Genomic DNA, 13,518 nt, shown 5'->3' on the forward strand with positions numbered 1-13,518 from the left:
TTTGGCTCCTTTATATTACGGTCAATACAAAGCCTAAAAAAGGAGTGTGCACATGAGAAAGCGCAAATTAGGTACATCTGATTTAGAAGTTAGCGAAGTCGGACTCGGCTGTATGTCTCTTGGAACCGAAAAAAACAAAGCCCTGTCCATCCTGGATGAAGCGATCGAGCTTGGCATCAACTATTTGGATACAGCGGATTTGTATGACCGCGGACGCAACGAAGAAATCGTCGGCGATGCCATCCAAAACAGACGCCAGGATATTATTTTGGCAACGAAAGCGGGAAACCGCTGGAGTGACGAAAGCGAAGGCTGGTATTGGGACCCATCAAAAGCTTACATAAAAGAAGCCGTAAAAAAGAGCCTTTCACGGCTGAAAACTGATTATATTGATCTCTATCAGCTTCATGGCGGCACGATAGAGGACAACATTGATGAAACGATCGAAGCGTTTGAAGAATTAAAGCAAGAAGGTGTCATCCGTTACTATGGCATTTCTTCCATTCGCCCGAATGTGATAAAAGAATATGTGAAAAAATCAAACATCGTCAGCATTATGATGCAGTTCAGCCTGTTTGACAGACGCCCTGAGGAATGGCTTCCGCTTTTAGAGGAACATCAAATCAGCGTAGTCACCAGAGGTCCGGTTGCCAAAGGGCTTTTAACTGAAAAACCGCTTGAACAAGCGGCGGACAGCATCAAACAAAACGGATATTTGTCCTACTCCTTCAAAGAACTGACAAATGCCCGCAAGGCAATAGAGGATGTTGCTTCCGATCTTACCATGACAGAAAAGTCGCTGCAGTATCTGTTAGCACAGCCGGCTGTCGCTTCAGTAATTACAGGCGCCAGTAAGATTGAGCAGTTACGGGAAAACGTTCACGCTGCAAACGCACGGCGTTTAAGCGAAGAGGAAATCAAATCGCTGCAATCTCATACGAAACAAGACGTTTACGAAGCGCACCGCTGATAACAGAAAAACCAGCACCTTGTATGGGTGCTGGTTTATTTATATTGATGCCAATCCATTTGGCTTTCATCCAGGAGCTCTTCAAAGCTTTTGTTTTTTTCAATCTCTTTTTTCTTTCTGATCTGCTCTGCTTTTTCTCTTTCCTGCCTCTTTTCATCCTCTTCCTTCAATTGGCTCTTCATCTCCATAAGCTTTGCTTTGATGTCGGATTGAAGGCCATCTTTTAACTGGTGATTTTCAGCGGACTTTTGTTTTTTCATGTAGGCTTCCCCCATGTTTTATTTTGAAGCCAGTTTATCACGGAGCATATAGTTCGAACAAGCGGACTCTCTTCTGAAAACTCTTTGATCAGCACAGCACTGTTTAGGTATAATGAGTTCAAGTATCAATTTCCTGTATATAGTTGAAAGGTGCTGTGGTTATTTTGAAGAAAATCCTTTTGTCTATTGGCGCTCTCTTCACTGCTGTTATTGCGATTGGGATTGTTTTTTCGAATGTCATTCTGTTTATCAAAAAGAAGACAGATGAAGACATTATCAAAAGAGAGACAGACGATGGACATGATGTGTTTGAATCCTTTGAACAAATGGAGAAAACCTCTTTTGTGATTCCATCCGCTTACGGATATCATATAAAAGGATACCATGTCTCTTTGCATGACACCCCAAATACCATCATCATCTGCCACGGGGTGACGATGAATATGCTGAACTCTCTTAAATATATGCAATTATTTCTCGATCTCGGCTGGAATGTGGTTGTTTATGATCATCGCCGGCACGGACAAAGCGGCGGAAAGACGACTAGCTACGGCTTTTATGAAAAGGATGATCTCAGCGAGGTTGTCAGCTGGGTCAAAAATAAAACAGGCCATCATGGATTGATCGGCGTTCACGGGGAATCAATGGGCGCTGCGGCTGCCCTGCTTTACGCTGGTGACCACTGTGAGGATGGCGCTGATTTTTATATTGCCGATTGCCCGTTCGCACGTTTTGATGAACAGCTCGCCTATCGGCTGAAAGTGGAATACAGGCTCCCGTCTTGGCCGCTGCTGTCCATCGCCGACTTCTTTTTGAAGCTGAGAGGCGGCTATCGCGCACGCGAAGTATCTCCGGTTGCTGTCATTGAAAAAATCAAAAAACCGGTCCTCTTTATTCACAGTAAGGATGATGATTATATTCCTGTTTCTTCAACCGAGCGGCTTTATGAAAAGAAACCCGGACCGAAAGCACTCTATATTGCCGATAACGGTGAACACGCCATGTCGTATACCAAAAACAGGGATGCGTACCGAAAAGCGGTGCAGGAATTTTTAGAGAAAATAAACATACCGAACCCTTAGGGCTGCCCTTGTTTTCCAAAAAAACGTGAGGCCTTTCTATAACAGATAGGCCTCACGTTTTTTACGGCGCTTAACGTGTGATGATAGATTGACCAATATCCCGGCTGAAATCAGCATAAATAGTAACGAAGAACCGCCATAGCTGACAAACGGAAGAGGAATTCCGGTAATGGGGAGAAGGCCGAAAACTGCGCCCAGGTTAAATAACGCTTGAATCATGATCTGAAAGGTAAGACCGATCGCAAGCAGTTTTCCAAACGGGTCATTGATTTGAACAGCGATCCGAACGCCTCTGAACATCATTAACAGGTAGGCCCCGATCATCATCAATAGCCCGACAGCACCGAGTTCCTCGATAACAACCGCCATAATAAAGTCCGTATGGGCTTCAGGAAGAAATCCCAGCTTTTGAACACTCTTCCCCAATCCATTTCCCCAAAACCCGCCCGAATCAATGGCAAGGTAGGAATTGATGAGCTGATAGCCATCTCCGTTTTCATCCTGAAAAGGATTGCTGAACGATGTCAGTCTTCTCATCCGGTACGGCGCCGTTATAGCAAAGTATGCAATACCGGTTCCGGCCATTGTCCCGAGAAGCAATAAATGCCGCTTTCTGATGCCGGCACACAACAAAATAGCTCCGCAGCTTAACAGAATTGAAACGGCGGTGCCCAAGTCCGGCTGTTTTAGAATCAGAAAGAACACAGCCGCCAAAATGAGAAGCGGAGGCATGACGCCCTTTCTGAAATCGGCAATGTACCGCTGCTTTTTTGCATACACGCAGGCAAAATAAATAACCATCACAAGCTTTACGGCTTCAGACGGCTGAATGATGAGCGAACCGACATGAATCCATCTTTGGGAATTGTTTTTCTCCACCCCGATCATCGGCAACAAAACGAGAATCAGCAGCAAAAACGCAAACTTCACTAAAAACCGGATGACTTTGCCGTAGGCTTTGTAAGGGAAAAAAGCGGCAGCGCCAAAAAAGGTGAAACCGATGAGCAGCCATTGCAGCTGTTTCATAAAAAAGTAGCTGCCATTGTCATACTTTATATAACCGAGGGGATAGCCGGCACTGTAAACCATCAGCAAACCCAATGAGGATAAGAACAGAACCGCTGCAATTAACACATAATCAAGCTTCTTTAGATGGGAAAGAATCTTTGCCACTATCAATCCCACCCCCTGCCGAACATATAATGCTTAGATCTGATATTCACACTAAAAACGAGACCTAAAGCAATCATATTGGTCAACAGCGCGCTGCCGCCATAGCTGATAAACGGAAGAGCGAGCCCTGTAACAGGCATTAACCCAATCGTCATTCCGATATTTTGAAATACTTGAAATATAATTAAACCCGCAACCCCCGCAGATATATAAACACCAAACAGACTGTTGGACCGCATCGCAATCCTGATAATTCTGTAGATCATCAGAAAGTACAGACAGATTACTGTTACAGCACCCATAAAACCGAACTCTTCACCAATGACAGCAAATATAAAATCGGTATGAGCCTCCGGAATTTTCCCTCCTTGAACTTGGACTCCTTGAGTAAAACCGCTCCCGGTCAGCTGACCCGATCCTATTGCCAATAACGACTGTGTCAGCTGGTAGCCATATGTGGACGCATGTTCATGAGGGCTGAGCCAGCCGTATATCCTGTCAAGCTGATGAGGTTTTATGATTTTTGAAAATATGTCAAAATAATAATTATGTAAAAACGTCAACAAGGTGATCAATGCTATAAATCCAAGTGACAGGAACATAATCATTCTGCCCGAAATCCCCGAGACTAGCATTAACGTGAATGCAATCGACAATATCACCAATGCAGAGCCTAAATCAGGCTGAATCAATATGAAGAAAAACGGTATCACTGTGTACAGCATGATTTTACCCGTCGGAATGAGGCTCTCTGTAAAGGAGAACCTTTTATGGTGATATTGATTGAGTACCGAAGCCAACAGAAGAATTAAAATAATCTTCATAAATTCTGTCGGCTGGATTTCTAACACCCCGAAGCTGAGCCACCTCTGTGAACCATTTTTATATGTTCCAAAAAAATGAACGAGAATGAGAAGAAAAACGGTTCCCACAAATAAACGAAGCGCCAATCGTTCAAGCAGCTCGTAATCGATATAGGCTGTTCCCGCCATGATGCCAAACCCGACAAGATACCAAATAACCTGACGCTTGGCAAAATAAAAAGGGTCTTCTGTTTCATACTGCCCCGACCCGCTGTAAACGGCCAGCAAACTGATGAAAAACAGACAAAGTAAAATAAGCAGAAGACTGATGTCAATGTTGGTTTGTTTTCTTTTCATCTTTAACATGCTCCATTATGATTTAGGTGACAATTGATTGAAGACGAGTTGAATCGCTGCGGCGTCATCGATATATCCGATCGGAAAAATATAATCGGGTATAACATCAACAGGAATAATGAAATACAGCAAAGCACCGCCTATCAGCAGCAATTCACGCGGCGTTCCGCGCCCTGAGGTAAATCTGCAATACATGTCCTGCAAACGGGTCAGGAAAGGGCCAATGCCGCTGACTTTCTCGACTTTATCTTCAAACTCGTCCTGAATCGTACGCTTCCCTTCTTCTGTCTGAGAATATTGCTGATACTCATCCAGTTTGCTTCTCAGCTCTTCCGCCGTAAAAGATCGGCCATAGACATTTGAGGTTTGCAAAACATCTTCAATTTCATCAATTGACGAGTGAATATCCAGACGGCCTTTTTCCTGCTTCTTCTCCATTTGATAACCCGCCGCTGTCATCAGCTCATCAAAAGAAACGCCAAGACTGTCTGAAAACCTTTGTAAATGGTTTAGGTTTGCTTTTCTTTTGCCATTGATGATTCTCGAAATGGTCGCTTTATCAATTTGTGTGCGTTCGCTCAATTCTCTTAATGATAAAGATCTTTTTCGCAAATGCTCTTTCAGCAGCGCTCCTAGCTGATTTTGCTTTTGTTCATCCACCATTCTGTTCTCCTTTCACACTAAAAACGTATCAATCTATCAGCCTAAAGACTAAGACGGTATAATGATATAGATTCGTTGTCAAAATGTCAACGAAGAACCACAGAAGCTTTAAAATTAAGTGTTTTCTACTGCGGTACTGTTGACAGTTAAACAAAAAGCGCTTTCTTCCATAACGCAAATCAACCCCTGTTTTTTTTGGGGACTCCCATACTTTGTATTCCGCATTTATTAACGGAGGACTTTTCACGCTGTTTCTTCGATCATCTCGACATCTCTTTTCCACAACTCTACTCCCCAGTTGCTTGTGCTAAAACCTCGGCGGAATAAACCACTTTGGAAGCGTCTTGGAACCTTAGGTTTTTCTTTTCCATAATAAAAAGCGAAAGGCCTCTTCGGCTCTTTCGCTTTTCCATTTCATAAAACGTCGGTAATGCCATCCATATTTTCTCTGATCCATTCAATTGCAAGATCTATTGTTGTAAACTCCTGCGTTTCGAAGGTCATTTCATCCTGCAGCAGCCAAACATCTTTCTTGATTGACTCTGCTCCCCCAATTGACCAGTGGAGCAAGGTATAGGGATGATTTTGGTTCAGGAAGGATACCCACGTTTTATTCTGTGCTGTGTTCTTCATTGATTTCAACTTTTGTTCCACGTTTCGTGTCTCCCTACTTTACTAATATGCTCATTCTGGGGCTGAGCATTTCAGCCGGGCTTTTTAGCGCCAGTGTTTTGGCTTTTTCATTGTAATCGATCGTCATTTGATCGTCAAAAAACACTTTTTGCGATGATTGGATATACAGCGGGATGCCGTTCGTTTCCAGCTGCTCGCACTGTCCCGTTAATTCGTTTACCAGCCAAATTGTCGGTACACCGCTTACCGCGCAGCCGCATCCTTCTGCATCGTAACGAAGCTGGGCTTTTTTCCCTGGGTTAGCGTCAAACGCCTGCTGCAGTGCCTGTTTCGCTGCATCTGTCACATGTATGTTCATAAGGTGAGACCCCCCGTTTTCATCATTTTCGCAATTGTAGCATACAACGCTTCCATTCGCATTGTTTCTGCCTTCTTTCCACCGCTTTGCATGTTCTTCCGCAGTCTTGATCCAATCATCTTTCCCTTGTATGTACTGATTGATGCAGTCCGGATGCTGGGCAGCCAGCTGTTTTTTGAGAAGGGCATATTCTTCCGCTATTTGTGGATGAGCTCTGAGATAATCTCTGAATAACAGGTGCCTTTCAATAGCAGGGTTTCCCTTTTCGTACATATGGACATGATGGGTGCGTTTATTTCCGCCCTTTTGGAAATAACGTCTGCGAGCTATGCCGCTTTCCCCTTTCGGTGTATAGCCGATAGCCTTCATTTGTGTATCATATTGGCTTACAGCTTCAATACATCTTACTTCAATCAGAATATCAATGATTGGCTTTGCCGCCATGTTCGGGATCGATGTGCTTCCGATATGATGAACACCGATGATCTCAGGTCCGAACACAAGCTTCAGCCGTTCTTTTTCTTTACTGAAAAGTTCCGCCCATTTTTCATTGTAGAGAGCCACTTCAACTTTTCTCTTCGGATACAAATGAAAGACCGACAGCACCAGACCCTCCGCTGCTCTCACCGTTTCAATTTTTTGAAACCCTGCCTTTGTGTACAGTGACACGGCCGGTGTATTTTTCTCGGCTGTTACCATTTCAATCAGCTCAGCGTCTTCGTTTTGCTCGATGACAAATCGCAGAAGTGCTCGTCCAATCCCGTTTCTGAAACTGCCGGGATGCACAACCAGCCTGCAAATGGTGAGATGATGCATGTTTTTCTCATATGAAATGACACCGATCAGTTTGCTGTCTTTTCGATATCCTGCAAACTGTTCATGAGATGCTTGAATATCCTTCGCCTTCTCTTGTAAGGCAGGAATACCGTCAAAACCGATAAGCTCCGCTTCTTTGATGTAGGCGGGCTGCTGCACGGCAATAATCTCACGCGCTGTAATGTCTTTCTTATGCTGAAGAAATTCAATCATTTCTGTTCTCCTGAAAATAGCCGCTGCCTCTCAACCTTTGCGATGCGGACTGCATACGACGCGTACCAAACGCTCTTTCCTTTTTCTTTTGCCGCTTGATGTTCAGTGTGATGCTTCCAGCGATTTATGGCGTCCATACTGTCCCAATAGGATACCGTTATGCCCCTTCCATTCGCTTCCCGAACGCTTTCGACGCCTAAAAATCCGGGCTGATCCGCCGCCAGCGATACCATCCGCTCTGCTGTTTCTGCATATTCTGTGTCACTTTCGCTTTTGACAGACGAAAAAACGACAGCATAATAAGGAGGCTCGGGGGTTTTTGATAAAAAATCCATCCTATTTCCCCCTCATATGTTTTTGACAAACAGGACCTTGTCTTGGCCCGGGCCATCGTAGTTTGCAAACACTGAAACGCCATTTACCGTTTTGGTGCCCTTTTCAATGTCAAAGCCCAACTTTGTGTGATACGCGATTGATACCTTATTCACCGGTGAAGTGACGCACTTGATCCGGGTGCAGCCTCTTTGTTTTGCCGTTTCAATAAAGACATCGTATAATTGTTTCCCTATTTGCATTTTTCTGAAATCGGGGTGCACACCGGAGAAATGGATATATGCCGTTTCAGGATCCGATTGCGATTGAAACCCGATTAAAAATCCTGTCATACTGTTCTGTTCAGATGTAATAAAGCTTGTGTCCTGAAAATGCTCAAAAAATAGTCTCGGCAATTTTTCTTTCAGCTGCCGGCCGCCCCACCATTCATTCATTACAGACGTTACCATTTCATAATCTGAAGACGTAATTGTTCGAATATCCATTTACGATTTGATCTCCCTCCGTCTGGCAAAACGAATGTCAGCTCTTTTTTTCTGCAATATAAAAATTATATTTTGCCTGACTGGAATTGTAAATGCCTTCTTTTCTGCAACATATTTCTCCCCCAGTGCAGGGGGGAAACTTTACAGCACAATATCAAGCACCTGATCAAGTTTCAGTTTATAAATCTGATCCTCGTCTCCTTTTACCCATACTGTTTTTTCAAACTCTTCATACCGGCAGATTTTCCCGGTGCAGCGGACGATTTCACCGTCCTGAAAGCAGCTGACAGTGACATTCTGAGCAAACTCCATCGCGGCGCAAAGCGTCTGATTCATTTCCTCCAGCTTATCAGGATCAAGGATCGGCTTTTGCAGCTTCTGTTTATGGCGCTTTCTCTCAAGCAGGCTTTGTTTATGTTCCGGCAGAAACATCCTGCTCCCTTCCCACAGCAGATTGCCTCTTTTTAAATGGTCGTTCATTTATAATGCCCTCCTATTTTAGCCGCGCGTTCAAATGCTTGGCCTGCCGCTGTCAGTGACGCCGCCCTGACGATGGCTGTTTCGCCGAACCGGTTTTTAATGCCGTCCATCACATAGCCAAGGCTCATTTTTTTTGCATGATCCTGAAATAAATTGAGCTGCCATATGTCATCAGATGAGAGCTGAGACAGATTGACCCCGAGGCGGCGGACAGGCTTCCCGTCCCAAAACGCAAGAAACAGCCGGCATACAGCCTCATATACATCCTGCGTGGAATTGGTCGGCTCCGTCAGCTTTACTTGCCGGTTGAAGCCCGTCGGCCAATCAAAATCAGCACCCCGGCAGCTTACTGACACCGTCTGCCCCATTGCACCGGCGTTTCGGCTTCGCCTGCACACTTCTTCACTCAGCTCCAGCAGCACGACCTTGATTTCTTTGTCAAAGTGTTCGTAGTCTCTCGGGAGAGTCATTCCATGGCCTATCGCCTTTTGCCCGTCCAGAGATGAAGTTGACACAGGAGAATAGTCGATCCCGTTCGCTGTCATCCACAGCACGTGGCCGTTAATGCCCCATTTCTTTTTTAAAAGGTCGAGCGGAAAAGACGCGAGCCCGCCGATCGTGCTGATGCCCATCCGGTTTAAATGATGCTTCATGCGGCTCCCAACGCCAAACATACTGCCCACCGGAAGCGGCCACATGTCGGTTTTCATATTTTCTTTCGTTAAGATAAAAATACCGTTCTTATTCTTTTTGGCAAAATTGTCGCACGCGATTTTGGCCAGCGCTTTATTAGGACCGATTCCGACCCGCGCATAAACACCGATCTCCCGCATGATTCTGCCCTGAATGCTGTGTGCGATCTCTTCCGGCGTCCCAAACAGCTTCTGGCTGCCTGTAATGTCCATGAATTGCTCATCAATGGAATACGGCTCTACAAGGTCTGTATATTCCTCTAGAATCGCCGTAATTTGCAGTGATACATCAATATACCGCTGCATACGGGGCCGGAGCACAATAGCTTCAGGGCACTTTTCCTGCGCCTCCCACAAACGCGATGCATTCGCGACCCCCGTTTGTTTTGCCAGCGGGCAGGCAGCCAATACGACTCCTCCCCTTTTTTCAGGGTCACCCGACACAATGACGGGCCTATTTTTCAAATGTGGATTTTCCGCTTTCTCTACAGATGCATAAAACGATTGCATGTCAACGAGAAAAATCACTTTTTCTTTCATCATACACACCTCTAAAAAGAACTTATGTTCGTTTTTCTATTATATGCGAAAGTATGTTCGATTCATACTGGTAAATGATTCTTGTCTGACAGAAAATATGATCCAAGGATGTGAGAGAAGAAAAACATTTAGTAGAATAAAAGCGAAGCATAAAGATAGGAGAGTCATAATGGAGAAATTTGTCGAGAAAATGATCGGACAGGCACTGCGTCAATACGGCCGAAATGTTGCCCTAGATCCATTAAGCCCGTATGAAAAACAAAGCCTGAAAGCAGCTTTGGAAGAGAGACGGAACGAAGAGCCCGATGAGGACCTGCATGCGCATATAGAAGATATCATTTATGACTATGTCACAAACCAAGGGCTGTTCTCTTAACAATGGGCGAAAAGAAACAGAGGTGCACAGCGGCCCGAATCGGACTGTCCGCTCTTTCAGCCGCTATGCGGCTTTTCTTTGAAAACACCGCCGTGATAACAAACAATCGTTTTGCCATCACGCAGAAAGAGTCTATCCAGTGTCACCTGAATCAACGCCATCGCCTTTCCTATTCAAACAGACACCCGTTTAGTTCCACGGCCTGCCTAAGCTTTGAAAAGCCCCGTATTCCAGCATCAAACATCACATAATGTGCTTTCACTATCATAACTAAGCATCGGATATCTTGGCATGTTCCTTCTCAACGCTTCAGCCAATCTTTCAACGATGTACACTCCGACAGGGATAAGATATGTTTTCATATAAAAAAGAAAATATTTTGAATGTTCTATTGGATAAGGAAATTTTTTCATATATGATAGAAAATGATCTTACATACAGGAGAGAATACGATTCATGAAGAAATGGAAAGATATCCACCCCATCAGCTGGACAATTATCATCGGAACCATTTTCGGCCGAATGGCAACATCGATGAGCATTCCTTTTTTAGCGATTTATTTAACAGCCGTCCAAGGCACATCAGCTTCTTATGCAGGACTGGTTATCGCCGCAAGCTCATCAGTCGGCATCTTTGCGAGCTTTTACGGCGGATATATCTCGGACAAATTCGGCAGAAAAAACATGATGCTCGTGTCCATTTTCGGCTGGATGCTGGTATTTGCAGGGTTCGCGGGAGCATCTCATCTCTGGATGTTTTTTGTCGTAAACGCATTAAACGGTCTTTGCAAATCACTGTTCGAGCCCGCTTCAAAAGCTTTGCTGTCTGATATGACAGAAGAAAAAACGAGATTGCTTGTTTTTAATTTACGCTATGCGGCTATTAATATCGGCGTGGTCTTCGGACCGGTGCTCGGCCTGTATTTCGGCTCATCGCAATCGACCGCACCCTTTTTGGTCCCCGCAGTGATTTACGGATTATACGGCCTTATACTTGCTGTCCAATTTAAAAAACATCCATCTTTGTCAGCATCAGGCCAATCCCGGCATATGAGCGTGCGGGAAGCGTTTATGGTGACGCAAAAGGATCATCTTTTTACAATTGCTTTGGTTGGCATTACGCTATGCACCTTCGGCTACTCACAATTCAGTTCCACATTCCCGCAGTATATGGCGCAGAACCCCTTGATCAGCAATGGAACGAAGCTGTATGGGTTGATGCTCACGTTAAACGCAATCGTTGTGCTGGCGACGCAATTTCCCATCGTCCATTTTGCAAAGCGTTTTTCACCGCTTTGCTCCTTGATGCTCGGTAATGTGATGGTGAGTATCAGCATGGCCATTTTCACCATATCACACGGTGTTTCCTCACTAGTGATAATTGTGGTTACATTTACAATCGGTGAAGTGCTTCTATTCTCTATGATGGACTTGTTTGTAGACCAGATTGCAAAACCAGGATTAAAAGGCACTTATTTCGGGGCAATCGGTTTTTCACAGCTCGGAAACGTTATTGGCCCATGGATTGGAGGCTTGTGTATAGATCTGTTTGGCGCCGGACGGCCGATTTTTATTTTTTCTGTCTTGAGCGGCATTACCCTGCTCGGTCTGCCATTTTTAGCGTTCGCCTATCGGCAGATGAAAACGGAAATCACAAAACACCGTTCCGGCCTGGAAAAGCCGCTATAACTAAAAAAACGCGGGAGAAAACCAATCTCTCCCGCAACGAAGTGATGAACATGCATTTAGGCCATTTGATGTTCATCTTTTGTATTTATTATGTTTGCAAGTTATAAGCTTCAAGTATATGAAAAACCGAAAAGCGCAGCTTGACCGCATTGAGAAAAAGCTTAACAGCCTATCCAAAGATCATGATTAACTGCTCGGGGCAACGAGCTCAACCTTAATCCGGTCCGGATCCTCACAATAGACTGCATAATGCCCGTCTCCTCCGGCAAAAGGATGCCGGTCTCGATACAACACACGATAGCCTTTTGCCGCCAGTTTTTCGGTCATCTGGTCGACTTGCATCTTGGATTCAGCATGAAATGCGAGATGGTTCAGCCCGACGCGGCACCTGTGGTATTCCGGCTCTAGAAATGGCTCTTTCGCCTGCACAATCACAAGGTAAAAACGATCTTTCTTCCAGCTGATGCCTGAGCTCCATTTTTGATACTCTTTATAGCCAATTTCGGTTAGGAACCATCCCCAAAATCGCCTAGAGGCTTCCAAATCAGAGACATACAGTTCGATATGATGCACGATATCACACCCGCCTTACCAGCACTTCTTCAACCTTATGCCCGTCTCCCTTACGCAAAATGAGATCCGACCTGAATTTAGTCGGCAAGATATTTTCATATAGGTTCGGCCGGTTAACACTCTCCCAAATCGAGGCTGCCATCTCGTCAGCCTCTTGATCAGACAAGTCTTTAAATTTATGAAAATAAGAATCGGGATTTTGAAAAGCAGTTTCCCGAAGCAGACGAAAACGCTCTAAATACCAAGTGAAAATCCGACTTTCATCCGCATCCACGTAAATCGAAAAATCAAAGAAATCGGAGACAAAAATACGAGGATTTTCCCGGTCATCCTCCAAGGTGGGCGACTGAAGAACATTAATTCCTTCAATAATCACAATATCGGCCTGTTCCACAACCTCGAACACGCCTTCTTCGCGGTCATAGGTGAGATGGGAATACACCGGTGCCTTTACGCTGTCTTTCCCTGATTTTAAGTCATTCAAAAATTCGAGCAGCGCCTTTACGTCATAGCTCTCAGGAAACCCTTTTCGTGACAGCATATTTCGCTTCTTCAGCTCGGCTGTAGGAAATAAAAAACCATCTGTCGTGATAAGGCTCACTTTAGGGCTTCCCGGCAAGCGCGAAAGAAGCTTCTGCAATATTCGCGCCGTCGTGCTTTTTCCGACTGCCACACTGCCGGCAATGCCGATCATAAACGGAATTTTGGCTGAATGAGGATGCTTCAAAAAAACATTGACATGCTGATTGCGTTTAGCGGCAGACTCAACATGCAAATGAAGGAGGCGAACAAGCGGGATATAAATCGTTTCCACTTCTTCAACAGATAAATAATCATTCAGCCCTTCCACAGCTTTTGCCTCTTCTTCTGATACAGCAATCGACAAATGTCCGCCAAAACCAGACCAAGACTCACGATTGTGCTGTGTGTATAATGTATGTAAGTTAAGCTCTTTATTTTTCACTGTTTACACCTGACTCTCTGTAGGTTAAAACCCTTACAAAGATTGTAACGGAAAACCC

15 protein-coding genes and 2 pseudogenes are annotated in these 13,518 nt (G+C 44.7%); 4 read left to right on the forward strand and 13 right to left on the reverse strand.

Features of this window, described 5'->3' with window-relative positions:
• Positions 1-52 precede the first annotated feature (52 nt).
• Positions 53-970, forward strand: a complete 918-nt coding sequence (locus tag SC79_RS06585; RefSeq protein WP_039074377.1) for an aldo/keto reductase — start codon at positions 53-55, stop codon at positions 968-970.
• A gap of 35 nt (positions 971-1,005) precedes the next feature.
• On the opposite strand, the gene SC79_RS06590 is transcribed toward SC79_RS06585, so the two are convergent.
• Positions 1,006-1,230, reverse strand: a complete 225-nt coding sequence (locus SC79_RS06590) for a YqkE family protein (RefSeq protein ID WP_039074378.1) — start codon at positions 1,228-1,230, stop codon at positions 1,006-1,008.
• Positions 1,231-1,394: 164 nt separating this feature from the next.
• Between SC79_RS06590 and SC79_RS06595 the strand changes: the two genes are divergently transcribed.
• Positions 1,395-2,312 (forward strand): alpha/beta hydrolase, encoded by a 918-nt coding sequence (locus SC79_RS06595; RefSeq protein WP_039074379.1) that lies wholly within the window; start codon positions 1,395-1,397, stop codon positions 2,310-2,312.
• Positions 2,313-2,348: 36 nt separating this feature from the next.
• On the opposite strand, the gene ftsW is transcribed toward SC79_RS06595, so the two are convergent.
• The 10 genes and pseudogenes from ftsW to SC79_RS06640 all read right to left on the reverse strand — a co-directional run bounded on the left by ftsW (position 2,349) and on the right by SC79_RS06640 (position 9,861).
• On the reverse strand, positions 2,349-3,485 hold the full coding sequence (ftsW, locus tag SC79_RS06600; RefSeq protein WP_156122662.1) for a putative lipid II flippase FtsW: 1,137 nt from the start codon (positions 3,483-3,485) through the stop codon (positions 2,349-2,351).
• A 2-nt stretch (positions 3,486-3,487) separates the two neighbouring features.
• Positions 3,488-4,645, reverse strand: coding sequence for a rod shape-determining protein RodA (rodA, locus tag SC79_RS06605; protein ID WP_039074381.1), 1,158 nt, complete (start codon positions 4,643-4,645; stop codon positions 3,488-3,490).
• 15 nt (positions 4,646-4,660) lie between these two features.
• Positions 4,661-5,305, reverse strand: coding sequence for a helix-turn-helix domain-containing protein (locus tag SC79_RS06610; protein WP_039074552.1), 645 nt, complete (start codon positions 5,303-5,305; stop codon positions 4,661-4,663).
• A 417-nt stretch (positions 5,306-5,722) separates the two neighbouring features.
• On the reverse strand, positions 5,723-5,962 hold the full coding sequence (locus SC79_RS06615) for a YqkC family protein (protein ID WP_003236767.1): 240 nt from the start codon (positions 5,960-5,962) through the stop codon (positions 5,723-5,725).
• Between the two features lie 13 nt (positions 5,963-5,975).
• A complete protein-coding gene (locus tag SC79_RS21130; protein ID WP_052245577.1) occupies positions 5,976-6,299 on the reverse strand; it encodes an iron-sulfur cluster biosynthesis family protein in 324 nt (107 codons plus the stop codon).
• Positions 6,300-6,308: 9 nt separating this feature from the next.
• Positions 6,309-7,328 (reverse strand): annotated as a pseudogene (locus SC79_RS06620) (GNAT family N-acetyltransferase); the annotation flags it as partial.
• Positions 7,321-7,663, reverse strand: a pseudogene (locus SC79_RS06625) (antibiotic biosynthesis monooxygenase family protein). The pseudogenes SC79_RS06625 and SC79_RS06620, both read right to left, overlap by 8 nt.
• A gap of 12 nt (positions 7,664-7,675) precedes the next feature.
• Positions 7,676-8,146 (reverse strand): GNAT family N-acetyltransferase, encoded by a 471-nt coding sequence (locus SC79_RS06630; RefSeq protein WP_039074383.1) that lies wholly within the window; start codon positions 8,144-8,146, stop codon positions 7,676-7,678.
• 141 nt (positions 8,147-8,287) lie between these two features.
• On the reverse strand, positions 8,288-8,626 hold the full coding sequence (locus SC79_RS06635) for a YolD-like family protein (protein ID WP_039074384.1): 339 nt from the start codon (positions 8,624-8,626) through the stop codon (positions 8,288-8,290).
• Entirely contained in the window at positions 8,623-9,861 is a 1,239-nt protein-coding gene (locus SC79_RS06640) for a DNA polymerase IV (protein ID WP_082022586.1), read from the reverse strand. Before SC79_RS06640 ends, SC79_RS06635 begins: the two co-directional genes overlap by 4 nt.
• 166 nt (positions 9,862-10,027) lie before the next feature.
• On the opposite strand from SC79_RS06640, the gene SC79_RS06645 reads away from it, so the two are divergent.
• Positions 10,028-10,234, forward strand: coding sequence for a YqzH family protein (locus SC79_RS06645; protein ID WP_039074386.1), 207 nt, complete (start codon positions 10,028-10,030; stop codon positions 10,232-10,234).
• A gap of 456 nt (positions 10,235-10,690) precedes the next feature.
• Entirely contained in the window at positions 10,691-11,923 is a 1,233-nt protein-coding gene (locus SC79_RS06650; protein ID WP_039074387.1) for an MDR family MFS transporter, read from the forward strand.
• Between the two features lie 186 nt (positions 11,924-12,109).
• Here the strand turns inward: SC79_RS06650 and SC79_RS06655 are convergent, their stop codons facing one another.
• Both SC79_RS06655 and coaA read right to left on the reverse strand, forming a co-directional pair.
• Positions 12,110-12,496: a VOC family protein gene (locus SC79_RS06655; RefSeq protein ID WP_082022588.1), complete on the reverse strand. Its 387-nt coding sequence runs from the start codon at positions 12,494-12,496 to the stop codon at positions 12,110-12,112.
• A gap of 4 nt (positions 12,497-12,500) precedes the next feature.
• Entirely contained in the window at positions 12,501-13,460 is a 960-nt protein-coding gene (gene coaA / locus SC79_RS06660; protein WP_039074389.1) for a type I pantothenate kinase, read from the reverse strand.
• Between the last annotated feature and the right edge of the window lie 58 nt (positions 13,461-13,518).

Source organism: Bacillus sp. MSP13 (assembly GCF_000815295.1).
In the GTDB taxonomy this organism is placed as follows: Bacteria; Bacillota; Bacilli; order Bacillales; family Bacillaceae; genus Bacillus; species Bacillus vallismortis.

Excerpts from the sequence above, each read along its gene's own strand:
- SC79_RS06585 (WP_039074377.1), top strand. The coding sequence starts at position 53 with ATGAGAAAGCGCAAATTAGGTACATCTGATTTAGAAGTTAGCGAAGTC.
- SC79_RS06590 (WP_039074378.1), bottom strand. The coding sequence starts at position 1,230 with ATGAAAAAACAAAAGTCCGCTGAAAATCACCAGTTAAAAGATGGCCTT.
- rodA (WP_039074381.1), bottom strand. The coding sequence starts at position 4,645 with ATGAAAAGAAAACAAACCAACATTGACATCAGTCTTCTGCTTATTTTA.
- SC79_RS21130 (WP_052245577.1), bottom strand. The coding sequence starts at position 6,299 with ATGAACATACATGTGACAGATGCAGCGAAACAGGCACTGCAGCAGGCG.
- SC79_RS06630 (WP_039074383.1), bottom strand. The coding sequence starts at position 8,146 with ATGGATATTCGAACAATTACGTCTTCAGATTATGAAATGGTAACGTCT.
- SC79_RS06635 (WP_039074384.1), bottom strand. The coding sequence starts at position 8,626 with ATGAACGACCATTTAAAAAGAGGCAATCTGCTGTGGGAAGGGAGCAGG.
- SC79_RS06640 (WP_082022586.1), bottom strand. The coding sequence starts at position 9,861 with ATGATGAAAGAAAAAGTGATTTTTCTCGTTGACATGCAATCGTTTTAT.
- SC79_RS06645 (WP_039074386.1), top strand. The coding sequence starts at position 10,028 with ATGGAGAAATTTGTCGAGAAAATGATCGGACAGGCACTGCGTCAATAC.
- SC79_RS06650 (WP_039074387.1), top strand. The coding sequence starts at position 10,691 with ATGAAGAAATGGAAAGATATCCACCCCATCAGCTGGACAATTATCATC.